Origin of the sequence: Brevibacterium limosum (assembly GCF_011617705.1) — a bacterium.
GTDB classification, from domain to species: domain Bacteria; phylum Actinomycetota; class Actinomycetes; order Actinomycetales; family Brevibacteriaceae; genus Brevibacterium; species Brevibacterium limosum.
The window spans coordinates 2,296,738-2,321,424 of record NZ_CP050154.1; the positions used below are offsets into that span (position 1 = coordinate 2,296,738).

The following is a 24,687-nucleotide window of genomic DNA, read 5'->3' on the forward strand; positions in this document are numbered from 1 at the left end:
CGTTTCCTCAATTTTCTCGGCTCACCCGATAACCGCCGAGGTCAATCGCGGTGCGCTGAGCGACGACGCCTGCCGGAACGAGGGCCTCGGGCACCGCCTCGGCGAGGACGAGCACCGTCGGCCCGGCTCCGGAGATGACGGCCGGAAGCCCCTCGGCCCGCAGCGAATCGACGAGTGCCATCGATTCCGGATAGGCGCTGCGACGGAACTCCTGATGGAGCTGATCGCGGGTGGCTTCGAACAGCACCCGCGCGTCATTGCTCAGTCCGTGGACGAGCAAACCGGCCCGCGCCGAGTTGTCCGCCGCGATCGCATGATCGATGCCTGCGGGGATGAGCCCCCGGGCGACCTCGGTGTCGAGGCGGAAGGAGGGGACGAGCACCGTGACCGTGTCGAGTGTGCGCACGGGCACCTGCCAGGACTTCACGGGTGCAGACAGCGAGACGGTGAGGCCGCCGAAGATCGCGGGCGCAGCATTGTCCGGATGGCCTTCGACGGCCGTGGCGATCTCCAGTATCCGCTCCCGGCTCAGCCGCACTCCCGTGGCCGAGGCACCGAGTTCGGCGGCGAGGCCGATCCCAGCCACGACCGCTGCCGCCGATGAGCCCATCCCCCGAGAATGGGGAATCCGGTTGACGCAGTCCAGCGACACACGCGGGCCCAGATCGGCCGCGGCGGAGGGGAATTCGGATTCCAGCACCTCACCGATGATCCGCATGATCAGATGCGTGCGATCCCGCGGTAGCACCTCGGCGCCCTCCCCCGTCACCTCGACGCAGTGGCGCGGGTCGACCGCTTCGTCGTGGACGGTGAGAGTGAGGGTGTCGACGATGTCGAGGGCCAGCCCGTACGAGTCGTAGCCGGGTCCCAGATTCGCCGAGGTGGCCGGGACCTCGAGTCGGAGGCGCACGCTCAGCTGTCCTCGAGTCCCAGCGCGCGGGCGGCACTGACGGCGTCGACGGAGACCCGCTCGGGCTCGATATCGGATCCGTCCGCGGTGTGCAGGGCCCAGCTGGGGTCCTTGAGTCCGTGCCCGGTCACGGTGACCGCGATCGTCGCATCGGCGGGGACTCTTCCCGCGTCGGCCATCTTCAGCAGTCCCGCTACCGAGGCGGCCGAACCGGGTTCGACGAAGATGCCCTCTTCGCTGGAGAGGATCTTGTGAGCGGCGAGGATCTCGTCGTCGGTGACCGAATCGATGACGCCGCCGGAATCGTCACGCGCCGTTTCGGCCTGCGTCCAGCTGGCGGGGTTGCCGATGCGGATCGCGGTCGCGATCGTGTCGGGCTCGTCGACCGGGTGGCCGAGCACCAGCGGTGCGGCACCGGCAGCTTGGAAACCCCACATCTGCGGCAGCTTCTGGGAGACCCCGTGTTCGCGGTATTCGCTGTAGCCCTTCCAGTACGCCGTGATGTTGCCGGCGTTGCCGACGGGCAGAACATGGATGTCGGGGGCATCGCCGAGGACGTCGACGACTTCGAATGCCGCGGTCTTCTGACCTTCGATGCGGTCGGGGTTCACCGAGTTGACGAGATGGACCGGATAGGACTCCGAGAGCTTGCGGCACAGAGTCAGGCAGTCATCGAAGTTGCCGTCGACTTCGAGCAGGGTCGCCCCGTGGGCGATCGCCTGGCTCATCTTTCCCGGCGCGATCTTTCCGCTGGGCACGAGCACGGCGCAGGTCAGTCCGGCCTTCGTGGCATAGGCGGCGGCAGAGGCCGAGGTGTTGCCGGTCGAGGCGCAGATGACGGCTTTGGCGCCATGGGCCACGGCCTTCGTGATCGCCATCGTCATGCCGCGGTCCTTGAAGGACGAGGTCGGGTTGAGGCCCTCGTACTTCACCCACACCTGGGCACCGGTGCGCGCGCTGAGCTTCTCCGCCCTGATCAGTGGGGTCCCGCCTTCGCCGAGGGTGACTGCAGGAGTGTCAGCGGAGATGTCGAGGAGGCTGCGGTATTCTTCGACGACGCCCTGCCACTGGTGTCTGGGGTAGTTCATTGTCACTGTCCTTCTACGCGGATCACGGATTTGACGGTGTGGACGACAGACAGATCGATGAGTCGATCGACCGTCTTCTGCAGTGCCGAGTCGGTGTTCGAGTGGGTGGCGAGCACGAGTTTCGCGTGCTGGACACCGTGTTCGTCGATATCGCCGATCGTCTGACGCATGAGTTCGATGGAAGCCCCCTCGTCGGCGAAGACCTCGGAGACCGCGGCGAGCACACCGGGACGATCCACCACGTCGAGGGTGATGTGATACCGAGTCGTGATCGAGGAGATGGGCAGGATCGGGTAGTCCTCGTGGAAGGGACGTTCGTACTGTCCGCGTCCGCCGAGGACCTTGCGGCGAGCCACGGACACGAGGTCGCCGAGCACTGCGGAAGCGGTCGGTGCTCCCCCGGCGCCCTGACCGTAGAACATCAGCTCGCCGGCCGCTTCGGCTTCGATGAACACGGCGTTGAAGGCGCCGCGGACGGACGCCAGCGCATGGTTGCGGTCGAGCAGCGCCGGGTACACGCGCGCCGAGAGTCCGGCCCCGGTCGGCGACGAGGCGACGCGTTCGCACACGGCGAGGAGTTTGATGACGAACCCCTGGTCCCGAGCGGTCTCCACCATTTCGGCGGTGATGTCTTCGATGCCTTCGACGTGGACGTCGTCGATCGATACAGGGGCGTGGAACGCCAGCGAGGACAGGATCGCAGCCTTCGCCGCCGCATCGTGTCCGCCGATGTCAGCGGTCGGATCCGCTTCGGCGTAGCCGAGCTCCTGTGCGGCGGTCAGTGCCTCGTCGAAGTCCCAGCCTTCCGAGTCCATCTGGTCGAGGATGAAGTTCGTCGTTCCGTTGACGATGCCGATGATGCGTTCGATCCGGTCGCCGGCCAGAGAATCGCCGACGGGACGGATGATCGGGATCGCACCGGCCACGGCGGCTTCGTGCTCGAGACGGACACCGGCGGAATCGGCTGCGGACATGAGCTCGCCGTAGCTGGCGGCCAACAGCGCCTTGTTCGCGGTCACGACCGATGATCCCTGGCGCAGCGCCGAGGTGATGAGCGAGCGGGCCGGTTCGATCCCGCCCATCAGCTCAACGACGATATCGGCTCCGGCGATGGCCGCCTCGGCGTCGGTCGTGAGCAGCTTCTCATCGATTCCCGGCCGGGCCTTCGACGTGTCACGGACGACGATGGCGCTGAGCTCCAGCGGCGCACCGATGCGTTCGGCCAGGCCCTCTGCACGGTTCTGAATGCGGGCGGCGACCTCCGTGCCGACGACTCCGCAGCCGAGCATGGCAACCTTCAGTGCCTGCATTTCCTCACCTTTTCCGCTCTTGTCTCTCTGCCTCATCAGCTTGGCTGTCCTCCCCCGGCCATCCCCGGGTCGGTGGCGAACATCTGTGTGTGGTCCTCGGGGGTCACGATCCACTCAACTCTATCGGCCTCGACGGCGAGCACTCCCGGCCGGGGCAGGTGGTTGTAGTTGTTCGCCAGCGACCGGCAGTACGCACCCGTGGTCGGAACGGCGACGAGGTCTCCGGCAGTGACGTCGGCACCCATGTATTCGTCGCGGACGATGATGTCGCCGGATTCGCAGTGTTTGCCCACGACCCGCACGATCGCCGGTTCTGCGCCCGAGTTCCGGTTCGCCAGAGTGCACGAATAGTCTGCGTCGTAGAGTGCGGTGCGGATGTTGTCGCTCATTCCGCCGTCGACGGCGACGTAGGTGCGGGTGCCGCTGTCGGTGCTCACCTGTTTGACGGTGCCGACCTCATAGAGTGTGAACACCGTCGGGGAGACGATGGCGCGTCCGGGTTCGATGGAGATCCGGGGGACGCTCGTGCCCAGTCCCCGGCATTCCTTGGCCACGACGGCCGCAAGTTCCTCGGCCATCTCCGCAACCGGGATCGGGGTGTCCTGCGAGGTGTAGCGGATGCCGAAGCCGCCGCCGAGGTCGACGTCGGGCAGGTCGATGCCGTGTTCGCCCATGACTTCGGCACGGAAGGCCAGCACACGGGCCGCGGCGACTTGGAAGCCGGAGATGTCGAAGATCTGCGAGCCGATGTGCGAGTGGAGGCCGTCGAGGCGCAGATGCTCGGATTCGGCGGCCAGCCGGGCGGCCCGGGCAGCGGTCCCATCAGCGAGGGAGAGGCCGAACTTCTGGTCTTCGTGTGCCGTGGCGATGAAGTCGTGAGTGTGCGCTTCGACTCCGACCGTGACTCGCAGCATGACGGGTGCGACCGTGCCTCTGGCAGCGGCGATGGATTCCAGACGTGCGATCTCATCGAGGCTGTCGACGAAGATCCGGGCCACGCCGTAGTCGAGGGCGTATTCGAGCTCTGCGGCGGATTTGCTGTTTCCGTGCAGGCCGACGCGATCTCCGGGGACTCCGGCGGTGCGGGCGATCATCATCTCGCCCAAGGAGCAGGTGTCGAGGCCGAGTCCGGCTGCGTGCACCCACCGGGCCACCGCCGTGCACAGGAAGGCCTTGCCGGCGTAGAAGACGTCGGCTCCGGCAAGTCCCTTCTCGACGGAGAATGCATGGGAGAACGTGCTCAGGTAGGTCTCGGCCCGAGTGCGGAAGTCCTCGACGTCCATGACGAGAGTCGGGGTGCCGTACTGCTCGGCCAGGTCGATCACGGAATGACCGGCGATCGTGAGCACTCCGTCGTCGGTCTTCGTGACGTTGTCCGACCACAGGCTCGGCAGCAGCGCATTGACGTCGTCGGGATACGGCAGCCACACCGGGGCCGGGGTCGCGTGCAGCGTCCCTGCGATATGTGCGGGCATCAGATCCTCTCCGGGGCCGAAGCGCCCAATTGTCTCAGTCCTGCGGCGAGGACGATGATGACGGCTCTCAGAGCGAGGAGCCGGGATGAATGGATGACGGTGATGTCCTCATCGACCGTCGGGGTGACCGCACAACGGTCGAGGAACTCCTCGACCGCCTCGCCGAGTTCGAGGAGGGCGGTGAGGAAGGGATCGACTTCGCCGAGGCGGCTCGACCGTTCCAGCGATGACGGCACTGTTGCCACGGCGATGAGCATCCGGGTCTCGTCCGGGTGTTCGAGCGTCGAGGCAGCGGCGGCGTCAGTCGAGATTCCCGCGCGGTGGGCTCGTCGCTGTTCGCGGCAGGCGGCGGCATGCCCGCGTTGGAGGGCATATAGTGCGGCCGGATCGACATGAGCGTTGCGCCCGTCGAGGAGGTGCGGCTCTGCCGAGCCGTGTGCCGTTCCCCGGCCGGGAGCGGCGAGCAGTGCTCGGAACCGGTTCCCGTCCTGTTCCGCTCCCCCGACTCCCGGTGCTGCCGCGGCGAGGTCGAAGGCCACGAGAGCACGGGCGGCAGGGGTGAGGGTCACGTTGACGAAGCCGGGACCGGCGATGTCTGCATCGGCCACCTCGGGCAGGGTGCGCAGCTCGGTGCACAGGTGTGCTGCGAGCTCGGTTCGCCGCTCGGGTGCGGCGGCGGCACGCAGCGCCACGGGCGTCGACCAGTCGCCGAGTTCGGATCGAGTCGGCGGAGAAACGTCGATGTGTGCGGCGAATCCCGGTGCCACAAGACCGGCTTCGGACGTCGCCAAGGCGCGCGCGAGCGCAGTCTGCAGGTCTTCGGGAGTCACTCGAACAGAGTACTCGGGGCCGGACGGCGAGGACGAATCCGATGTCATCTTCGCTCTCATGACGAGACGGATGCCGCTCTGGCTCAGATCGCGCCGGGACGGCAGGCGGCATGGCTGACGAGGAACTTGACGACCACCGAGGCGAGCACCACGGCGAACGCCGGCCACATGGTGTCGAAGCTCTGGATCAGGAAGGCGAAGAGCAGCGGCCCTGTGGCCGCCAGGAGGTACCCGCCGCCCTGGACGAAGCCGGACAGTGAAGCCGCCGCCTCAGCGTCCCGTGCGCGCAGAGTGATCAGCGTCAGGGCGAGCGGGAACGTGGAGATGCCGATGCCCAGCAGCACAGTCCACAGGACCGGAGCCGCGGTCGGCAGCAGCCACAGACCCAGGTAGCCCAAGGCCAGGCTGAGGCAGAAGCCGACGACGATGCGATACGCCGAGCTCATCTTCTGTGCCAGAGCCGGCAGGACGAAACCGAGGACGAGCGGGATGGCGGTGACCAAGGCCAGCATCGCTCCGGCGAAGGCCGCATCGAAACCGGAGCGGGTCAGCAGGCTCGGCAGCCAGGTGAAGAGAATGAAATTGTTGAACGAGGTCAGTCCCGTCATCGTCATCAGCGCCCACGCACGTCGGCTGCGGAGCAGACGGGAGAGCTCGCTGCCGCCGACCACGGCGGCGGCCACCTCGGTGGCCGGTGCGGGCCTGACGATGCGGATGATGACCCAGGCGATCACGCCCAGAGCGGCGAATCCGGCCCACACGAGCAGCGAGCCTCTCCATCCCACACCGCCGGCGAGAGGCACCGCGACCAGCGGCGGGATGAACGTGCCGAACTGAAGCAGCCCGACGTGCACGGTCGACATGAGCGCCACGCGGTCGGGGAAATACGATTTCACCAGCGGCGGGAGGACGACATTGCCGATGCCCATGCCCAACAGGGCGAGCACGCTGAGGGCGAGGAACAGAGCCGGCGAATCGATGACCGCGCGCACCCCCAGACCGATCGTGACCATCAGCATGGCGGCCAGTGTGAGGCCGAGTCCGGAGAAGCGGGCGTAGAGTCGCGGGGTGAGGAACCCGCTGAGGCCGTAGAGCAGCGGCGGCAGCATGCCGATGACCGCGAGGAACACCGCGCTCAGATGGATCTCTTCGCCCATGGCGTCGAGCAGCGGTGAGAGCCCGGTGACTCCGGGGCGCAGATTGAACGCGGCGATGATGATTCCGAGGACGATCAGAATGCGGATGCGCGCGGAGTTCATGAGGTCTTTCCTATCAGACACCGACCCGCCGGCCGGTGGCCGGGGCGGATCAGAAGTCGAGTTTGAGGCCCTCGACGGGCGAGAGTCGAGATGCTCGCCTGGCCGGTGCCAGAGCGGAGAGGATGCCGGCGATGACCGCCACGCCGAGGATGCCGAGGAAGGACGGGGCGGAGAAGTCGACGATGAGGTCGCTGGAGTAGTCATGGGTGACCAGCCGTGTGCCGACGATTCCCAGGGCTCCGCCGAGGACGAGGCCGAAGAGTGCGGCCACCGACGAGATGAGCACCGCCTCGAGTGCCAGCAGGGACCGCAGCTGCGAGATGCTCAGCCCCAGCGCCCGCATGAGTGCGTTCTCCCTCCGACGTTCGATGACGGAGAGGCTGACCGTGTTCGAGACTCCGATCAGCGCGATGACCACGGAGACGAAGAGCAGGGCCACGGCTCCGGCGAGCATGACGTCGATGAGTTCGGAATAGGCGCCCCGAGCGACGGCGGAGCCGCCGACCTCTTCGCTGGAGACGTCGAGCGCTTCGGCCACTGACTGGCGGATGCGTGTGATCTCGTCGACGTCGACGTCCTCATCGAGGCGGACGAGCACGGCCGTCGTCGTTGCCGAGATGCCGAGGTCGTTGCCGATGTCCGGGGTGGTGAAGAAGGCGAGACTGGAGAGTCCGTCCCTGTACACGGGAACGCTCATCTCGGTGAGTCCTCTCACGCGCACAGTCGGGTCGGGATAGTCCTCGGGAACGGTGACCCGACCGGAGACGATATCGGCGGCTGCGTCCCCGAGCACGGTCTCGGCGCTGTCCGGGTCGAGGACGAAGACCTCGGGTCGGGAGCCCTTGAACTCCTCGACCGCCTCGGCGCGGTGGGCGATGACCGCGGTGGACACACCGGGGATCTCGCGCACGTCATCGAGTTCGTCATCGTCGACGAGTCCCGACAGCGGCACGGAGATGTCGACGGGATAGCGCTGGTCGAGTCCGTGGCTGAGGGTCGCCTTCGTCGACATCCCGCCCACGAGGATCGTCGCCACCAGGGTCACACCGATGATCAGAGCCGTGGCCGTGGCCGCGGTGCGTCGCGGATTGCGCAGAGTGTTCAGGGTCGCCAGCTGTCCGGGCACACCCCAGGGACTGAACAGCACCTCCCCCGTCCACGCGACGACGGGCGGGATGATCTTCGCCGAGCTGATGACCAGTCCGGTGACGACGAGTCCACCGCCCAGCGCTCCGCCGAGGATCCAGAACTGCGTCGTCGACACCGCATAGACGGAGACGATGACGAGGACGATGCCCACACCGATGAAGCCCAGACCCACGAGGTGGCGCGGTCGAGCGCGGGTCCTGGGTGAGATGGAGACGTCGAAGGGCTGGAGTGCTTCGAGCGGCGTCACCGCAATGGCGCTGCGGGCCGGGCGGATGGTCGCCACGATCGTCAGCAGGGCACCGACGACGACGCCGCTGACCAAGGCGGAGAAGGGAACGGTGAGCGTGTCGTAGGGGAACTCCTCCGGCCAGTAGCGCACGGCTGCGGCTATGAGTCCGCGGCTGATCGCGACCCCGGCGAGGACGCCGAAGACTGATCCGAGGACTCCGACGAAGAGTCCCTCGGCCACGACGGAGCCGTACATCTGCACACGGGTGGCGCCGAGGCAGCGCAGCAGGGCGAATTCGCGGCGGCGACCGGCGACGATGACGGAGAAGGTGTTGGAGACGACGAGGATGGCCACGATGACGGAGATCCCTGCGAATACGAGCAGAATTCCGGTGACGACGGCGTTGCCGCCGGAGAGCCGGTCGGTCTTCACCGCCACGGCGTCGTCCACGGCAAGTGCTTCGAGGCTGCCGTCCAGTTCCGAACCGTCGATGACCTTCTGCAGCTGAGCACGCACCGTCTCCGGGTCCGCGCCGTCATCGAGGGCGATCTGGATGGCGATGACGTCACCCTGCTGGGCGAAGTACTCCTGATAGCCCGACGCCGTCGTCAGTGCCCGGGTAGCCCCCGGCAGTGCCGGGTCCTGTCCCATTTCGGCGATTCCGACGACCGAGAAGGTGACGCTGCTCTGACTCGGGCCCCGATAGATGGGCATGTCATCGTTCCCGCTCTCCACCGGGACCGCATCGACGGTGAAACGGATCTCATCACCGATTCCGACGTTGAGGTCCTTCGCCGTGCGGGTGTCCAGCACAAGGTCGGTCGTCGCTTCCGGTCTCTGGCCGGAGACCATGTCGAAAGTGTCGAGTCGCTCATCGGCAGACACCGGAGACAGTGCGAAGGAGCTTTCGGAGAACGCGGCACCCCGCCCCGTGCTCACGGTGCGCGCCGACAGAGACGCGGTCTTCACGCCCTCGACCTCGGCAAGGGGCGTGAGCAGCGGGGCGGCTTCGTCTCCCCCGACGAAGACGTCTCTGTCCGGGATGACGGTGAGGTCGGCTCTCTCGAATGAGCGGCCGACCGCATGTTCGAGGCTGTCCTGCAGTGAGGAGTTGATGATCAGGGTCGTCGCGACGAATCCCGCCGCCAAGGCGATGCCGAGGCCGATTGCGAGGAACCGGGCCCAGTGGATCCGGATCTGCGCGAGGGCGACTGCGATCACAGAGAACTCAGTTCGCTCAGCGCGGTGACCACGCTCTCTCGGGTCGGCTGATGGACTTCGCCGGTGGCACGCCCGTCCTTGAGGAGAACGACCCGACCGGCGTGGGAGGCCGCCACGGGATCGTGAGTGACCATGATGATCGTCTGACCGTACAGAGTCGTGGCACGCCCCAGAAGCGAGAGAACCTCGGCCCCGGCATGCGAGTCGAGGTTTCCGGTGGGCTCGTCGGCGAAGATGACGTCCGGTCGAGTCAGCAGGGCCCGGGCCACGGCGACTCGCTGCTGCTGACCACCGGAGAGCTCATGCGGTCGATGCCGGAGACGATCACCGAGTTCGAGCCGTTCGACGACTTCTGCCTTCCACTCGCGATCGATCTTCTTTCTGGCCAGAGACACCGGCAGCTCGATGTTCTGCTCTGCGCTGAGCGTCGGCACGAGATTGAAGGCTTGGAAGATGAAGCCGACCCGGTCACGGCGCAGCTGAGTCAGCTGGCGGTCATTGAGCCGGGTGATGTCCCTGCCGCGCATGATGATCGACCCCGAGTCGACGCGGTCGAGGCCGGCGAGGACATGCATGAACGTGGACTTTCCGGAGCCGGAGGGGCCCATGATGGCGGTGAAGCGCCCCGATTCGAAGTCGACGCTGATGTCGTCGAGCGCATCGACTGCTGTATCGCCGCGGCCGAAGCTCTTGCGCAGGCCCTGCGCCCGGAGGACGATATCGTCATCGCCCGCGTTCGTCCGGCCGGGCTCATCAGCAGGTTTCGACATCGCATGCCTCAAATCACGGTTCGGGTCTCGTCTCCGACTACCTTAGATCCTGTCTGCGGCGCCGACCACTCGGGCCGTGAATGCAGAACCGCCCACCTCAGCAGTTGAGATGGGCGGTGGTGGTGCCCGCGACAGGATTCGAACCTACGACCTTCTGCTCCGGAGGCAGACGCTCTATCCACTGAGCTACGCGGGCAACGGATGCAACCCTATCACCGTTGGACACCACCGACCAAAACGAGACCGCGTGCAGTCCTCGCAGGATTGCACACGGTCTCGTGAAGCTGTGATCAGCCGTATTCGAGCGGATCAGGCGCCTTTCATGGCCTTGCGTCCGGGGACGTATTCCCAGTGCCAGAGCTCATAGGAGTTCCGCTTGGCCCAGTCCGGGTTCTCCCACCCGTACTTGTCGGCGTTGGCAACGAGCCATTCGTACTGCTGACCGGTTCCGTTCTGCGTTCCCGCACCGAGATCCAGCGCCAGTCCCCAACCGTGGTTCGACGTTCCGGGGCGCGCCGCGAAGCCGGGTTTGCGAGCGGCGACGGAGACCTGCGATTCCAGCGACCGGTAGGAGTCGGTGACCGCGAGATCTTTCCCGGTGTCCTTCTTGAACGCGGCGTTCATCTTCGCGAACGACACAGCCGCGTCGGAGCGCAGCTTGTGATTGCCCACGCCGATCTCGCACAGCCACTCGTCGGGCAGTTCGCCGTTGCCTGCATCGCCCTTCGGCGCCGCCTCGTCACAGCCGGGCAGAACGGTCTTTGTGATCGCACGGGACGCGGCGTCGACCTTCGTCTGCTTGGCGCTCGGGGCGCCGATGGTCATCGAGGTCTTGTCGTCATCGTCGACCTTGATGTCAGCGGAGACCGATTCGGCGTTGATCGCACGCGGCTCGGACTGAGCGGCGGTGTCGTCGACCTTGACTTCCTGGTTGCCGCTCATGTTTCCGGCGACCATCACAGCGGCGATGGCGGTACCGGTGACCGAGACGGTGGCCAGAGCGGAGAAAGTCGTGACCTGGCGACGACGGACCGAGCGCAGCAGCGAACCGTCCGAGCCGCGGGTGCCGAGCCGGGCCGCGGCCAGCGTCGAGGTGTGCCCCGCAGGAGTCATCGGCCGCGAAGCCTCTTCGGCCATCGCGGCTCGTCGTGGTGAACCCGCGGCGGCGCGGACCTCCGCGGCCATGGCCGCACGACGGGGCGAGAGGGTGGCCGATGCGCTGCGCGGAGACTGCGATGTCACGGACCGCGAGGAGGTGATGGTCGAAACCTGCGAGGAGGCGTTCTGCTTGCGCAGATCACGTCGGCGAACCGGCGGCGCCTCGACGGTCGAGAGCTCACTCGACATAGTGCTCCATACTGTTGGTGAAGATTGTGTGGTGGAGGCCCTGAACCGGGCGCCCGAAAGCTTATGTCACAACACTATAACGACATCGTTACAGAATGTCACCTTCAGTTCATACACGGCGTGTGACCAGGTCATTTGCTGAAGATGACTGATTGCGGATCACTACAGCTGACCTACTCCAGGCGTCCTGGATCACTGTTTCGTTACCATCCGTTACACATTCGATTACGACAGGGACTCTCCGTGGCACGGCGTCCTCCCCGACCTGCGCAGGCACAGCCACGCGACGGCGGCCCCTGCATCTGACAGGGGGCCGCCGTCGCTGCGAGCGAGTGAGCCGGGCGGCTCGGCCGCTGGAGAATGCTCAGCTGCGGAAGTCGAATCGACCCCGCTGCATCGCATCCTGGACCTCGCCGACGAGCTCTTCGAGCACGTCTTCGAGGAACAGTAGGCCGAGCACCTGGGCCTGCGAGTCGATGACGCGGGCGACGTGGATTCCCACCTTCTGCATCTGTGCCAGAGCCTCTTCGACCTCGTCATCGGCAGTGACCGTGAACAGCGGGCGGAAGCGCTTGCTCTGCACAGGAGCGTCGAAGGCCTCATCGGTATCGGCGTAGAGAACATCCTTGATGTGGAGATAGTCCTGCGGATACCCGTCGTCACCGACGACGAAGTACCGAGAGAAACCGGTCTTTCCGACCAGGGTCACGAGCTCGTTCGGGGTCACCTTGTCCGAGATCGTGATCAGCTCGGACATCGGGACCATGATGTCCGCCGCGGTCTTGTCGCTGAACTCGATGGCGCCCTTGAGCAGCCCGGTGTCATCGCTGAGCAGTCCCTCGCGCTTTGACTCGGCCACGATCGATTCGACCTGCTCAATCGTGAAGGCCTCGTTGACTTCGTCGCGAGCCTCCACCTTGAACAGATGGAGGATCCCATTGGCCAGTCCGTTGAGCGGACGGATGACGAAGCCGAAGACTCTGGCCAGGAACACCAGCGGTGTCGCCAGCAGCATCACTGCCTGACCGGATGCCGCCAGAGCCAGGTTCTTCGGCACCATCTCACCGATCACCACGTGCAGATAGGTCACGACGCCGAGCGCCAGGACGAAGGAGATCGTCGAGGACAGTCCCGCAGGGATGCCCAGACCCTCGAGCGGTCCGGCGAGCAGATGATGGATGGCAGGTTCGGCCACGTTGCCCAGGAGCAGGGAGCACACGGTGATGCCGAGCTGGCAGATCGCCAGCATCAGTGACACGTGCTCCATCGCGTAGAGGGCTGTCTTCGCCGCTGCAGAGCCTTCGGCCGCACGCGGTTCGATCTGTGAACGTTTGGCCGCGACCACCGCGAATTCGGCCGCGACGAAGAAGGAGTTGCCCAGCAGCAGAACGACCAGCCAGACCAGTCCGAACCAATCGGCGCTCATCGGGTCTCACCTCCTGCTTCAAAGGCCCCCGCGTCGGCGGCGCGCAGCACCACCCGGAGGCGTTCGATGCGCCGGCCGTGCATCCGCTCGACGACGATGAGGGCATCCTCGGTGCGGACTTCATCACCCGGTTCGGGAATCCGTCCGAGTTCCTTGAGGACGAATCCTGCCAGCGTCTCGTAGTCCGAGTCCTCCGGGATGGTCACGCCGATCGTCGATGAGATCTCATCGGGTCGCAGCTGACCCGGCACGATCCAGGAGCCGTCGCGTGCCGGTCTCGCCGCGACACGCATCCGATCGTGTTCGTCGGCGACCTCACCCACGAGCTCTTCGACGACATCTTCGAGGGTGACGACTCCGGCGGTGCCGCCGAACTCATCGACGACCACAGCCATCTGCAGGCCGGTGGCTCGCAGCTCCAAGAGGAGCGGATCGAGACGCTGAGTCTCCGGGATCTCACGGACCTCGGTCATCAGTCCTCCTGCGTAGGCGTCGTCGCGGTTGCCCGGAGGCACGGCGAAGGCCTGTTTGACGTGGACGACGCCGACGATGTGGTCTTTGTCCTCCGCGGCCACGGGGAAACGGGAGAATCCGGTGTCCCGGGCCTGTTCGATGATCTGTCGGGCCGTGGTGTCCTTGTCCACTGTGGACATGCGTGTGCGCGGGGTCATGACGTCTTCTGCGGTGCGCTCGGAGAAACTCAGGGTCCTCTCCAGCAGACCTGCCGTCTGTTCGTCGAGCACGCCCTCTTCGGCGGAGTGGCGCACGAGAGAGGTCAGCTCCTCCGGAGAACGGCCCACCGAGCCCTCTTCCTGCGGTTCGATGCCCATCGACATGAGGATCTTGTTCGCTGTGCCGTTGAGGACCACGATGACGGGCTTGAAGACGATCGAGAACGCGTACTGCATCGGAGCTGCGATGCGGCCGGTCGCCAGGGGCACGGCGATGGCGAGGTTCTTCGGCACGAGTTCACCGAAGATCATCGATCCCACGGTGGACACGATGAGGGCGATGGTCAGCGCCATCGGTGCGGCGAGACCGGGACCGACGCCCCAGGCTTCGAACAGCGGCGCCAACAGTCTGCCCAAGGACGGCTCCATGAGGTAGCCGGTCAGCAGTGTGGTGATCGTGATGCCCACCTGCGCCGCCGAGAGCTGGGTGGACAGGTGGGTCATCGAGCGCCGCAGCGTCTTCGCGCCGACGACGCCCTCCTCGACCGCCTTATCGGCGGTATGGCGGTCGAGAGTCAGCAGTGAGAACTCGGCTGCGACGAAGACTCCGGTGCCGAGGATGAGCAGCAGCGCGAGGGCGAGGAGGATCCATTCCATCAGTGACTGTCCCCGCCGTTCGCGATCTGCAGAGCAGAGCAGGTGAAGTGTGAGACCCTCGCGGGGTGAGAGTCATCATCTGGGGCGCCGGCTTCCCGCCGGCCGGGACTGTCACTGTGCATGAGGAGATCTTACCAACTTCCCGACAGCGGTCGGCCCTCTTCGTAGCCGGCAGCGCTCTGGACTCCGACAGCGGCCAGGCGCGCGAACTCCGCGAGATCACCGGCTCCGGCGTAGGTGCAGGAGCTGCGCACACCCGACGTGATGCCGTCGAGCAGGTCCTCGACCCCAGGAGATTCAGGGTCGATGTACATGGTCGACGAAGAGATGCCTTCTTCGAACAGTCCCTTACGTGCCCGCGCGAATGCCGACTCGGTGCGGGTCCGGTTGGCCACGGCCCGAGCCGAAGCCATTCCGAAGCTCTCCTTGAATTTCCGGCCCTCGCCGTCGACGAGCAGGTCGCCGGGGGATTCATGAGTGCCGGCGAACCAGGATCCGACCATGACCTGCGAGGCTCCGGCCGCCAGCGCCAGGGCCACGTCGCGGGGGTAGCGGACTCCGCCGTCGGCCCACACATGGGCACCCAGCTCGCGAGCGGCCTCGGCGCATTCGAGCACTGCGGAGAACTGCGGACGACCGACTGCGGTCATCATCCGGGTCGTGCACATCGCTCCTGGACCGACCCCGACCTTGACGATCTGAGCACCGGCGGCGACGAGGTCGCGGACCCCTTCGGCGGTGACGACGTTTCCGGCCACGATCGGCACCCCGAGCTCGGCATCGGCGATCGCCGAGAGCGTGTCGAGCATCTTCACCTGGTGGCCGTGGGCGGTATCGACGACGAGGACATCGGCGCCGGCCTCGACCAGAGCCGTGGCGCGTTCGACCGCGGCGCCGTTGACGCCGATGGCCACGGCGATCTTCAGCCGTCCCTGATCATCGACATTGGGCGTATAGATGGACGAGCGCAGCAGCGAGTTCGGAGTCAGGCTGCCGAGCACCGTGTCCTCATCGTCGACGACGGCGGCGAATTCCGCACGTGATTCGGTCATCGACTCGAAGAGCGACTCCAGCTGTGCAGAGTCCTCCCAGTCGACCTCGGAGGCGCGGATGACATGGGGTGAGGAGTCCGACAGCTCCGCCACCGAGGTGAAGCGGTCGACGCCGCGCAGATCCGCGGCATTGATGATTCCCTCGAGGCGTCCCGCGGCGTCGACGACGACGCCGAAGCCGTGGGGACGCTTGGCGAGCACGTGCAGAGCGTTGAGCACCGTGTCCTCGGGCGCGAAGCGCAGTGCGGATTCGAAGATCCGGTCGCGGCTCTTCACCCAGGCGATGGTCTCCTCGGCCGCGGTCAGCGGGATGTCCTGGGGCAGCACCGCCAGTCCCCCGCGACGTGCCATCGTCTCCGCCATCCGACGACCGGACACGGCGGTCATATTCGCCGCGACGAGCGGGGTCGTCGACCCGGTCGGATCGGTTGCGGTGAGGTCGACGTCGAAGCGCGACGTCAGCGCCGAAGAATTCGGGACGAGGAAGACATCGGAGTAGGTGAGATCGTTGTTCGGGTCATTTGAGATGAAACGCATAACACTATTGTCCCTTAACTGCACATTCGATGGCACATCACGTTAGGCTTGGAGATGTCGTTAAGCAGCAAGTCTTGAATCAGGAAGTAGGCGATCAACGCCGTGTCCGTCAATACTCCGAACCGCACCGTTGAAGACTTCGGGTCGAATGAGTGGCTGGTCGAGGAATTGTATGAGCAGTACAAGTCAGATAAGAATTCGGTCGACCAGTCCTGGTGGCCCTTCTTCGACAAGTACGAGAAGAACGGCGGAGGCGCTCAGTCCGCTGCCGAGCCCGCTGCCAAGCAGGAGGCGAAGCCGGCTGCGAAGAAATCGGATGCCAAGGCCTCTGCCCCCGCTGCGGCGCCGGCGACCTCACGCGGGGTCACCCCGTCCTCGGCTGAGTCCGAGACGCTGAAGGCCGAGACCAAGTCCGTGCCGAAGGTCACCCCGAAGGAGACCGCACCGAAGCCCGCACCGGAGGAGACGATCACTCCCCTGCGCGGCCCTGCGAAGCTCATCGCCAAGAACATGGATGAGTCGCTCGAAGTCCCGACCGCCACCTCGGTCCGGGCACTGCCTGCCAAGGCGCTCATCGACAACCGGATCGTCATCAACTCGCACCTCAAGCGCACCCGCGGTGGAAAGGTCTCCTTCACCCACCTCATCGGCTTCGCCGTGATCCGCGCCCTCCAGAACTTCCCCTCGCAGAATGTCTCCTACGACGTCCGCGACGGCAAGCCCGTGATGATCTCGCCCGCCCATATCAACTTCGGTCTCGCCATCGACGTGCCGAAGAAGGACGGATCCCGGACTCTGCTGGTGCCCAATGTCAAGAAGGCCGAGACACTGACCTTCCGCCAGTTCGTCGATGCCTACGACGGTCTCGTCGACAAGGCGCGACAGGGCAAGCTCACCGCCGACGACTTCGCCGGCACCTCGGTCTCGCTGACCAACCCCGGCGGAATCGGCACCGTCCACTCCGTGCCGCGTCTGACCAAGGGTCAGGGCTGCATCATCGGCGTCGGCGCGCTCGACTACCCTGCCGAGTTCCAGGGCGCCAGCCAGCAGACCATCAACTCCCTGGCCGTGTCCAAGGTGCTGACCCTGACCTCGACCTACGATCACCGCGTGATCCAGGGCGCCGGCTCGGGTGAGTTCCTCAAGCTCGTGCACAGCTACCTGCTGGGCGAAGACGGCTTCTACGACGATGTCTTCGAATCCCTGCGCCTGCCCTATGAACCCGTGCGCTGGGTTCCCGACGTCTCCGCAGAGGACCAGGACGACGTCAACAAGACTGCGCGCGTCATCGAACTCATCGACGCCTACCGCACGCGCGGCCACCTCATGGCCAATATCGATCCCCTCGTCTACCGGCAGCGGTCCCATCCGGACCTCGACATCAACCAGCACGGTCTGACCCTGTGGGATCTCGAACGCGAGTTCCCCACCGGCGGCTTCGGCTCGAAGCCGATGATGCCCTTCCGCAACATCCTCGGACTGCTGCGTGAGAGCTACTGCCGCACCACGGGCTTCGAATACATGCACATCGCCGACCCGGTCCAGCGCCGCTGGTTCCAGTCGAAGATCGAGGTGCCCCACCAGGAGCTGACCCGCTCCGAGCAGGGACACATCCTCGGACGCCTCAACGCTGCTGAGGCTTTCGAGACCTTCCTGCAGACGAAGTACATCGGCCAGAAGCGCTTCAGCCTCGAAGGCGGCGAGTCCGCGATCGTCCTGCTCGACGAGATCCTCAACCAATCCGCCGACACCGGTCTCGACGAAGTCGCCATCGGCATGGCCCACCGGGGTCGTCTCAACGTGCTCACGAACATCGCCGGCAAATCCTATGCGCAGATCTTCCGTGAGTTCGACGGCACGATGTCGCCCGACAGCGTGCAGGGCTCCGGCGACGTCAAGTACCACCTCGGCACCGAGGGCTCGTTCACCTCGCCTTCGGGAAACACCACCGGCGTCTACGTCGCGGCCAATCCCAGCCACCTCGAGACCGTCGACCCGATCCTCGAAGGCATCGTCCGCGCCAAGCAGGACCTCGTCGACCAGGGCGAGTCCGGCTTCACCGTGCTGCCGGTCCTCGTCCACGGCGATGCCGCGTTCGCCGGTCAGGGCGTGGTCACCGAGACGCTCAACCTCTCCGAGCTGCGCGGCTACCGCACCGGCGGCACGGTCCACGTGATCATCAACAACCAGGTCGGATTCACCACTCCCCCCGCCTCGGCGCGCTCCTCGTTCTACTGCACGGACGTGGCCAAGTCGATCAACGCCCCGATCTTCCACGTCAACGGCGATGATCCCGAGGCCGTTGTCCGGGCCGCTCGCCTGGCCTTCGAATACCGCCAGGAATTCAACCGGGACGTCGTCATCGACCTCGTGTGCTACCGCCGCCGCGGCCACAACGAGGGCGACGATCCGTCGATGACCCAGCCGACGATGTACTCGCTCATCGAGAAGAAGGGTTCGGTGCGCAAGCTCTACACCGAATCGCTGGTGGGCAGGAAGTGCATCACCGACGAAGAAGCCGCCGAGGCGCTCAAGGACTACCAGTCGAAGCTGGAATCGGCCTTCGCCGAGACCAAGGAGGCCGAGACCGGCCCCTACGACGGAGAAGCGTTCAACGCTCCCTACGAGCCCAGCGATATCGAGACCTTCAACGATGCCGAGACGGCCATCAGCCCCGAGATGCTCCAGCGCATCGGCGAGGCCTTCACCGAGATTCCCGAAGGCTTCACGGTTCACAAGAAGCTGCGGGCGCTGCTCGAGAAGCGCAAGGAGATGTCGCTGTCGGGCGGAATCGACTGGGGCTTCGCCGAGCTGCTGGCCTTCGGATCGCTGCTCATGGACGGCGTGCCGGTGCGTCTGGCCGGCCAGGACTCCCGCCGCGGAACCTTCGTCCAACGCCACTCGGTGCTCATCGACTCGACCAACGGCAACGAGTGGACCCCCCTGCAGAACCTCACTGAAGATCAGGCCCGCTTCTGGGTCTACGACTCCCTGCTCAGCGAGTACGCAGCCGTCGGCTTCGAATACGGTTACTCCGTGCAGCGCAAGGACGCCCTCGTGGCGTGGGAGGCTCAGTTCGGCGACTTCGCACAGGGTGCGCAGACGGTCATCGACGAGTTCATCTCCTCCTCCGAGCAGAAGTGGCAGCAGAACTCCGGTGTCGTCATGCTCCTGCCGCACGGCTATGAAGGGCAGGGACCTGACCACTCATCGGGCCGCATCGAGCGTTACCTGCAGCTGTGTGCGGAGAACAATATGACGGTCGCCTACCCGTCCTCGGGCGCCTCGTACTTCCACCTGCTGCGTCGCCACGCCACGACGACGAACAAGCGTCCGCTCATCGTCTTCACCCCGAAGTCGATGCTGCGCCTCAAGGCCGCGGCGAACTCGCCGGAAGAATTCACTTCGGGCAAGTTCCAGGCTGTCATCGACGATACGGATGTCGACGCCTCGCAGGTCGAGCGTGTCGTCCTCGTCTCCGGCAAGCTCTATTGGGAGCTCAAGGCCAAGCGCGAGAAGGACGGCGACACGAAGATGGCTCTCGTCCGCCTCGAGCAGCTCTACCCGCTCGACGAGGCAGGAATCACCGCCGTGCTCGACCGCTTCCCGGCCGATGCCGAAATCGTCTGGGCTCAGGAAGAGCCGGAGAACCAGGGTGCATGGCCGTTCATGGCCCTGCATCTGCCCGAGCTCCTCGGCGGCCGTGAGGTCAAGGTCATCTCCCGTGCAGCTTCTGCAGCCACCTCGACCGGGCTCAAGCACTTCCACGATGTGCAGCAGAAGGAACTCGTCGACCGGATCTTCAGCCGGTGAGCAGCGACATCACCACAACCATCGCCGTGGTCGGAGGCCCGTTGGTCGCCGGCCACGGCGATGGCCGTGGTCTCGGGTGGGTCGGTCGGGTGACGGCGAGGACTCTGCCGAGCGTGCCGGAGCTCAAGGTGTATCCGCTGGCGGTGCCGGCTGAAGACACCGCAGGGCTCCATGCGCGCACCATCGCCGAGGCGTCTCTGCGGTTCACTCCGGACGGAGACAATCGTCTGGTGCTGGCTCTGGCCTCCGGGGATCTCGATTCGGGTCGTTCGGTGGCCCGGGCCCGCCTCGATGTGGCCAACATCCTCGACGAGGCCTTGGCCCGGAAGGTCTCGACCTTCGTGCTCGGCCCACCGCCGGAGCACGACGGGGACCGCAATCGTCGCATCGCCGAGCTCAATGCCAGCTTCTCCGATGTGGCCAAGAGGCGCGGCATCACCTACGTCGACACCTTCACTCCGCTCCTCGGTCATCCCGTATGGCAGCGTGAAGTCGCTTCGTCACGGAACCATCTGCCGGCACAGGAAGGCTACGGTCTGCTGGCCTGGCTGGTCCTGCACCGCGGCTGGTTCAACTGGCTGGGGGTCCAGGACGTCCTCGGCGACAGCTGAGCAGAGTCTGCGAGGACAGCCGAGCAACCATCCACGGCGCCTGAGCGCACTATCCCCTCGAGCCGATTCGGCAAGGTCTGTGACCAGGTCCGGCTTTGCTCTGCTCGGGCGATCATGAGACAATTAACCGTCTATCAAAGGAGGGCACAATGAGCAAGCGTGGCCGTAAGCGTCGCGATCGCCGCCGTAAGAAAGCAAACCACGGCAAGCGTCCAAACGCATGATTCGCTGATTCGCTCAGTGAATGACGAAGGCGGGAAGAGATTCGATTCTCTTCCCGCTTTCGTTGTGTCCGGTGTTCCCGTGGTGGGTCCGGGTCTCCGGTCAGGAGTTCTGTTCGAGAGCGATCCGCTGCCGGATCTTCTCGCGCAAGCCCATCGGTGCCCGATCGTGGCTGCATGACCGTCGTACGAGTTCCTTCAGCAGCGCTTCGATCTCGTACTCGTCGTGGCACGACGGGCACTGTTCGAGGTGGATCGAGATCTCACGGATCTCCGTCGTCGTCAGCTCTCCGTCGAGGTAGTGGTAGATGCGGGTCAGAGACTCGGCCCTGACGCTCTCGCAGCATCCTTCGTTGCTCATTTCGCACCTCCCTCGGTATCCACGAAACCGCGTTCGGCAGCGTAATCGGCCAGCATCTCCCGCAGCTGTCGGCGCCCGCGGTGCAGTCGCGACATCACCGTGCCGATCGGCGTCTCCATGATCTCGGCGATCTCCTTGTACGGCAGGCCTTCGACATCGGCATAGTAGACGACCATGCGGAAGTCCTCGGGCAGCGCCGAGAGCGCCTCCTTGACGTCGGTGTCGGGAAGGTGATCGAGGGCTTCGAGCTCGGCGGAACGCCCGTCAGAGGACGAGTGGCTGTTCGCCTGGGCGATCTGCCAGTCCTCGATGTCCTCGCTGCCGTGTTCCTTCGGCTGGCGCTGCTTCTTGCGATAGTTGTTGATGAAGGTGTTCGTCAGGATCCTGTACAGCCAGGCCTTGAGGTTGGTTCCGGGCTTGTATTGGTGGAAGGCCGCATAGGCCTTCGCATAGGCTTCCTGGACGAGATCCTCGGCGTCGGCAGGATTGCGGGTCATGCGCAGAGCAGCCGCGTAGAGCTGATTGACATATTCCAGAGCATCCCGCTCGAAACGAGCCGACCTCTCGGCATCGGTTTCGGGGACTTCTTTGACTGATTCGGTCATCGCAGTCAATGGTACGCCCGTTCTCTCCAGGACGGCAGTGGCGCTCATAGACTTCTCCTTCTGCCTGTCGACTTCGCGACGGATGCACCCGTCTGCACCCGTCGAATGGCTTCACCCGGTACAACATCGGACTGGCGTCCCACTATTCCCGCCGCAGCAGTTATGCTTGCCAGTGAGATGACCGCCACGTAGGAAGGACCACTGTGTCTCCCATTCGTCTTATCGCACGGCCCATGCTGGCCGCCGGCTACATCCTCAACGGCGTCGACCGACTGCGCAAGCCGGAGGCAGCGGCCGCATCCGTCGGCCCGCTCCTCAACCAAGCCCGCAAACAGGTCGATGTCCCCGTCGACGCAGTGACTCTCGCCCGTGCCACCGGAGTGGCCCAGGTCGCCGCCGGTTCGCTGCTGGCCATCGGCCGCTTCCCGCGCCTCAGCGCTTCGATCCTCGTCGGCACCTACCTGCTCGACACTGTCGGTGAACGTCTGTCTGCCGACAGGGCGACGTCGAAGGAGGAGAAGCAGGCCCGCAACGAACGCACCGTGCTGCGCACCTCGATGCTCGGCGGCGCCCTGCTCGCTGCCGTCGACACCGCAGGACGTCCCGGTCTGTGGTGGCGCACCCAACACGCAGCCGAAGACCTCTGGTCGAGTGTCGAGGACACCTCGAAGCAGGCTCTGAGCGCGCTCGGAGTTGACTGACATCTCCACGCACACTCCCCCGGTGACCGGCGACTGGCAGGCGCCGGTCGCCGGTTCCGCTGTCTCTGCCACTGTCTCCGTTCCCGGTTCCAAGTCTCTGACGAACCGGTATCTCATCCTGGCAGCGCTGGCCCGTTCAGACTCCGACCTCAAGGGATGGCTGCGCAGCCGCGATACCCTGCTCATGGTCGAAGCCCTGCGCCGCCTCGGTGCCGTGATCGACGAGGACGGCGATGTGCTCCATATCGAGCCGATCCCCTTCACCGGTTCGGATATGCCCGCAGACGGTGCTGTGCGGGATTCGTCTCCGATCACCATCGACTGCGGTCTCGCCGGAACCGTGATGCGCTTCATCCCTCCGCTCGCCGCGCTCACCGGGCGTGAAGTCGTCCTCGACGGGGACGAGCAGGCCCGAGTGCGGCCGATGTCGGTGACGATCGATTCTCTGCGGGAACTCGGTGCATCGATCACGTCTGCCGAGGGCACGCTGCCGATGACGATCCATGCCGACTCGCAGCTGCGCGGCGGCCATCTCGGCATCGATGCCAGCGCCTCCAGCCAGTTCGTCTCCGGTCTGCTGCTCGCCGCACCCGTCATGCCCTTGGGCCTCGAACTGACGAATACTGCCGACACGGTGCCCAGTCGGATGCATGTGGATATGACGATCGAAGTCCTCCGGGACGCCGGCGTCGACATCAGCGAACCCGAGCCCGAACACTGGAACGTCGAACCCGGACTGCCGCGCGGACTCGACGTCCAGGTCGAACCCGACCTCTCCAACGCCGCCGCCTTCGCCGCAGCCGCCCTTGCCACCGGCGGTTCCGTGACCATCGCCGACTGGCCCGTGCACACGACCCAGGCCGGCGACGGCTTCCGCGACATCGCCGAGGCCTTCGGAGCGACGGTGCGCCTCGACCGGGACGGACTGCATGTGCAGGGACCGGAGAGGCTCACAGCGGTCGATCTCGACCTGTCGGCCGTCGGCGAGCTCACCCCCGTGGTCTCGGCCCTCGCGGCGCTGGCCGAAGGCACTTCGCAGCTGCGCGGGATCGGACACCTGCGCGGGCACGAAACCGATCGCCTGGCGGCTCTGACCAGAGAGTACGGTGCCATCGGCGTCGATGTCGTCGAGCATGCCGAGGCGCTGACGATCACCGGCACCACCCAGCTTCGCCCGGCGCTGTGGCACACCTACCACGACCACCGTATGGTCATGGCCGGTGCCGTCCTCGCCCTGCGCAGCAGCGGAATGGTCATCGAGAACGCCGGCACCGTGGCCAAGACCCTGCCGGACTTCACCCAGCTGTGGGAAGACATGCTCACCCCCGGAGCCTGATATGGCGAAGATCTTTCGCGACGAGGACTACCGTCCCCGGCCGAACCGACGCGGATCACGTCCCCGGACGAAGAACCGCCCCGACCACAAGGACGCTGCGTCCGGCTTGGTCACCGCGGTCGATCGGGGCCGCTACCGCGTCATCCTCGCCGATGACGACGGGAACTTCCCGTCGACTCCCCCGGCTCGGAGGAAGGGGAAACGGTCTCGCGGGGCCACCTCGGTGACCGCTGTGCGAGCCTCGCACCTGCGCAGACAGGCGATCGTGCCCGGCGACATCGTCCGCCTAGTCGGCGACACCTCGGGTGCGGAGGGCACTCTCGCCAGGTTGGTCGAGATCACCGAACGGCAGACCCTGCTGCGCCGCAGCGCCGATGACACCGACCCGACCGAGCGCGTCCTCGTGGCCAATGTCGATGTCATGGGCATCGTCACGGCCACGATGGACCCCGAACCCTCGTTCGGCCTCATCGACCGTGCTCTCGTCGCGGCTTTCGATGCGGGGATCACTCCCCTGCTCATCGTCACGAAGACCGATCTGCGGCCGGCCACGGAGCTCAAGGAACGCTTCTCCGCGTCCGGGATCGACATCGTGGAGTCCTCCATCGATCCCGATGCTGAGCCGACCGATACGACAGTCGCCGAGAACGACGCGGCCCGGGACGAGGCAGAACCCCACGCCGAGGTGGCCGAACGCCTCCGAGGACGCATCAGCGTCCTCGTCGGCCATTCCGGGGTGGGCAAGTCCACGCTGACCAACGTTCTCGTTCCCGCCGCCGACCGCGCCACCGGCCAGGTCAACGACGTCACCGGACGTGGACGTCACACCTCGTCCTCGGCCGTGTGCCTGCCGTTGGAGCGCGGCGGATGGCTCATCGACACCCCGGGAGTGCGCAGCTTCGGCCTGGCTCATGTGGACCGGGAGACCCTGCTCTCGGCCTTCCCTGAACTCGTCGCCGCCACGGCCGACTGCCCCCGCGGATGCACGCACCTCGCCGGCTCCCCCGGCTGCCGCCTCGATGAGTGGGTGGCCGACGGCAGAGCCGGGCCCGGAGGAGTCTCAAGGTTGGAGTCCCTGCGCCGGCTGCTGCCCTCGACTGGATAGGCT

At 65.8% G+C, this 24,687-nt stretch carries 20 protein-coding genes and 1 tRNA gene; 6 read left to right on the forward strand and 15 right to left on the reverse strand.

All coding sequences use genetic code 11. From position 1 onward, the window contains the following. Positions 1 to 7: 7 nt before the first annotated feature. From thrB to guaB1, 13 genes are all read right to left on the reverse strand, one after another. The gene (thrB, locus tag GUY37_RS10325; protein ID WP_166825249.1) at positions 8 to 910 is read right to left on the reverse strand and encodes a homoserine kinase; all 903 of its coding nucleotides are present in this window, start codon (positions 908 to 910) and stop codon (positions 8 to 10) included. A 2-nt stretch (positions 911 to 912) separates the two neighbouring features. Next, positions 913 to 1,998: a threonine synthase gene (thrC, locus tag GUY37_RS10330; RefSeq protein ID WP_166825252.1), complete on the reverse strand. Its 1,086-nt coding sequence runs from the start codon at positions 1,996 to 1,998 to the stop codon at positions 913 to 915. Between the two features lie 2 nt (positions 1,999 to 2,000). Further along, positions 2,001 to 3,308 (reverse strand): homoserine dehydrogenase, encoded by a 1,308-nt coding sequence (locus GUY37_RS10335; protein ID WP_166825255.1) that lies wholly within the window; start codon positions 3,306 to 3,308, stop codon positions 2,001 to 2,003. A gap of 35 nt (positions 3,309 to 3,343) precedes the next feature. Continuing rightward, positions 3,344 to 4,783 (reverse strand): diaminopimelate decarboxylase, encoded by a 1,440-nt coding sequence (lysA, locus tag GUY37_RS10340; RefSeq protein WP_166825258.1) that lies wholly within the window; start codon positions 4,781 to 4,783, stop codon positions 3,344 to 3,346. After that, the gene (locus tag GUY37_RS10345; protein WP_166825260.1) at positions 4,783 to 5,613 is read right to left on the reverse strand and encodes a DALR anticodon-binding domain-containing protein; all 831 of its coding nucleotides are present in this window, start codon (positions 5,611 to 5,613) and stop codon (positions 4,783 to 4,785) included. The genes lysA and GUY37_RS10345 overlap by 1 nt, the downstream gene beginning before the upstream one ends. A gap of 83 nt (positions 5,614 to 5,696) precedes the next feature. Beyond that, entirely contained in the window at positions 5,697 to 6,872 is a 1,176-nt protein-coding gene (locus GUY37_RS10350) for an MFS transporter (RefSeq protein ID WP_166825263.1), read from the reverse strand. 49 nt (positions 6,873 to 6,921) lie between these two features. Next, the gene (locus GUY37_RS10355; RefSeq protein ID WP_166825265.1) at positions 6,922 to 9,471 is read right to left on the reverse strand and encodes an ABC transporter permease; all 2,550 of its coding nucleotides are present in this window, start codon (positions 9,469 to 9,471) and stop codon (positions 6,922 to 6,924) included. After that, positions 9,468 to 10,241: an ABC transporter ATP-binding protein gene (locus GUY37_RS10360; protein WP_166825268.1), complete on the reverse strand. Its 774-nt coding sequence runs from the start codon at positions 10,239 to 10,241 to the stop codon at positions 9,468 to 9,470. The genes GUY37_RS10355 and GUY37_RS10360 overlap by 4 nt, the downstream gene beginning before the upstream one ends. A gap of 120 nt (positions 10,242 to 10,361) precedes the next feature. Continuing rightward, positions 10,362 to 10,437 (reverse strand) — tRNA-Arg (locus GUY37_RS10365). 113 nt (positions 10,438 to 10,550) lie between these two features. Next, positions 10,551 to 11,588, reverse strand: coding sequence for a M15 family metallopeptidase (locus tag GUY37_RS10370; RefSeq protein ID WP_166825271.1), 1,038 nt, complete (start codon positions 11,586 to 11,588; stop codon positions 10,551 to 10,553). Between the two features lie 364 nt (positions 11,589 to 11,952). After that, positions 11,953 to 13,014: a hemolysin family protein gene (locus GUY37_RS10375; protein WP_152346709.1), complete on the reverse strand. Its 1,062-nt coding sequence runs from the start codon at positions 13,012 to 13,014 to the stop codon at positions 11,953 to 11,955. Continuing rightward, complete coding sequence (locus GUY37_RS10380) at positions 13,011 to 14,342, reverse strand: hemolysin family protein (RefSeq protein ID WP_152346710.1); 1,332 nt, start codon at positions 14,340 to 14,342, stop codon at positions 13,011 to 13,013. The genes GUY37_RS10375 and GUY37_RS10380 overlap by 4 nt, the downstream gene beginning before the upstream one ends. Before the next feature lie 131 nt (positions 14,343 to 14,473). Next, complete coding sequence (gene guaB1 / locus GUY37_RS10385; RefSeq protein WP_166825274.1) at positions 14,474 to 15,931, reverse strand: GMP reductase; 1,458 nt, start codon at positions 15,929 to 15,931, stop codon at positions 14,474 to 14,476. A gap of 102 nt (positions 15,932 to 16,033) precedes the next feature. On the opposite strand from guaB1, the gene GUY37_RS10390 reads away from it, so the two are divergent. The 3 genes from GUY37_RS10390 to GUY37_RS19505 all read left to right on the forward strand — a co-directional run bounded on the left by GUY37_RS10390 (position 16,034) and on the right by GUY37_RS19505 (position 20,579). Next, on the forward strand, positions 16,034 to 19,744 hold the full coding sequence (locus tag GUY37_RS10390) for a multifunctional oxoglutarate decarboxylase/oxoglutarate dehydrogenase thiamine pyrophosphate-binding subunit/dihydrolipoyllysine-residue succinyltransferase subunit (protein ID WP_166825277.1): 3,711 nt from the start codon (positions 16,034 to 16,036) through the stop codon (positions 19,742 to 19,744). After that, positions 19,741 to 20,355: a GDSL-type esterase/lipase family protein gene (locus GUY37_RS10395; RefSeq protein WP_166825280.1), complete on the forward strand. Its 615-nt coding sequence runs from the start codon at positions 19,741 to 19,743 to the stop codon at positions 20,353 to 20,355. The genes GUY37_RS10390 and GUY37_RS10395 overlap by 4 nt, the downstream gene beginning before the upstream one ends. Before the next feature lie 149 nt (positions 20,356 to 20,504). Next, positions 20,505 to 20,579, forward strand: coding sequence for a 50S ribosomal protein bL37 (locus tag GUY37_RS19505; protein WP_098731028.1), 75 nt, complete (start codon positions 20,505 to 20,507; stop codon positions 20,577 to 20,579). A 100-nt stretch (positions 20,580 to 20,679) separates the two neighbouring features. On the opposite strand, the gene rsrA is transcribed toward GUY37_RS19505, so the two are convergent. Beyond that, positions 20,680 to 20,937, reverse strand: coding sequence for a mycothiol system anti-sigma-R factor (gene rsrA / locus GUY37_RS10400; protein ID WP_152346714.1), 258 nt, complete (start codon positions 20,935 to 20,937; stop codon positions 20,680 to 20,682). Continuing rightward, positions 20,934 to 21,590 carry a sigma-70 family RNA polymerase sigma factor gene (locus GUY37_RS10405; protein ID WP_407645352.1) on the reverse strand — a complete coding sequence of 219 codons (657 nt, stop codon included), beginning with the start codon at positions 21,588 to 21,590 and terminating at the stop codon, positions 20,934 to 20,936. Before GUY37_RS10405 ends, rsrA begins: the two co-directional genes overlap by 4 nt. A gap of 155 nt (positions 21,591 to 21,745) precedes the next feature. Here GUY37_RS10405 and GUY37_RS10410 point away from each other — a divergent pair, with 155 nt between their 5' ends. The 3 genes from GUY37_RS10410 to rsgA are packed head-to-tail and all read left to right on the forward strand — an operon-like array spanning position 21,746 to position 24,684. Beyond that, positions 21,746 to 22,243 carry a DoxX family protein gene (locus tag GUY37_RS10410; RefSeq protein WP_166825285.1) on the forward strand — a complete coding sequence of 166 codons (498 nt, stop codon included), beginning with the start codon at positions 21,746 to 21,748 and terminating at the stop codon, positions 22,241 to 22,243. Continuing rightward, positions 22,236 to 23,579 carry a 3-phosphoshikimate 1-carboxyvinyltransferase gene (gene aroA / locus GUY37_RS10415; RefSeq protein WP_323127496.1) on the forward strand — a complete coding sequence of 448 codons (1,344 nt, stop codon included), beginning with the start codon at positions 22,236 to 22,238 and terminating at the stop codon, positions 23,577 to 23,579. Before GUY37_RS10410 ends, aroA begins: the two co-directional genes overlap by 8 nt. 1 nt (position 23,580) lies before the next feature. After that, positions 23,581 to 24,684, forward strand: coding sequence for a ribosome small subunit-dependent GTPase A (gene rsgA, locus GUY37_RS10420; protein WP_166825288.1), 1,104 nt, complete (start codon positions 23,581 to 23,583; stop codon positions 24,682 to 24,684). Positions 24,685 to 24,687: the final 3 nt, after the last annotated feature.

Bases quoted from the DNA above. Each gene is read 5' to 3' on its own strand.
- thrC (WP_166825252.1), bottom strand. From the start codon at position 1,998: ATGAACTACCCCAGACACCAGTGGCAGGGCGTCGTCGAAGAATACCGC.
- GUY37_RS10335 (WP_166825255.1), bottom strand. From the start codon at position 3,308: ATGCAGGCACTGAAGGTTGCCATGCTCGGCTGCGGAGTCGTCGGCACG.
- lysA (WP_166825258.1), bottom strand. From the start codon at position 4,783: ATGCCCGCACATATCGCAGGGACGCTGCACGCGACCCCGGCCCCGGTG.
- GUY37_RS10350 (WP_166825263.1), bottom strand. From the start codon at position 6,872: ATGAACTCCGCGCGCATCCGCATTCTGATCGTCCTCGGAATCATCATC.
- GUY37_RS10360 (WP_166825268.1), bottom strand. From the start codon at position 10,241: ATGTCGAAACCTGCTGATGAGCCCGGCCGGACGAACGCGGGCGATGAC.
- GUY37_RS10370 (WP_166825271.1), bottom strand. From the start codon at position 11,588: ATGTCGAGTGAGCTCTCGACCGTCGAGGCGCCGCCGGTTCGCCGACGT.
- GUY37_RS10375 (WP_152346709.1), bottom strand. From the start codon at position 13,014: ATGAGCGCCGATTGGTTCGGACTGGTCTGGCTGGTCGTTCTGCTGCTG.
- GUY37_RS10380 (WP_152346710.1), bottom strand. From the start codon at position 14,342: ATGGAATGGATCCTCCTCGCCCTCGCGCTGCTGCTCATCCTCGGCACC.
- guaB1 (WP_166825274.1), bottom strand. From the start codon at position 15,931: ATGCGTTTCATCTCAAATGACCCGAACAACGATCTCACCTACTCCGAT.
- rsrA (WP_152346714.1), bottom strand. From the start codon at position 20,937: ATGAGCAACGAAGGATGCTGCGAGAGCGTCAGGGCCGAGTCTCTGACC.
- GUY37_RS10405 (WP_407645352.1), bottom strand. From the start codon at position 21,590: ATGAGCGCCACTGCCGTCCTGGAGAGAACGGGCGTACCATTGACTGCG.
- rsgA (WP_166825288.1), top strand. From the start codon at position 23,581: ATGGCGAAGATCTTTCGCGACGAGGACTACCGTCCCCGGCCGAACCGA.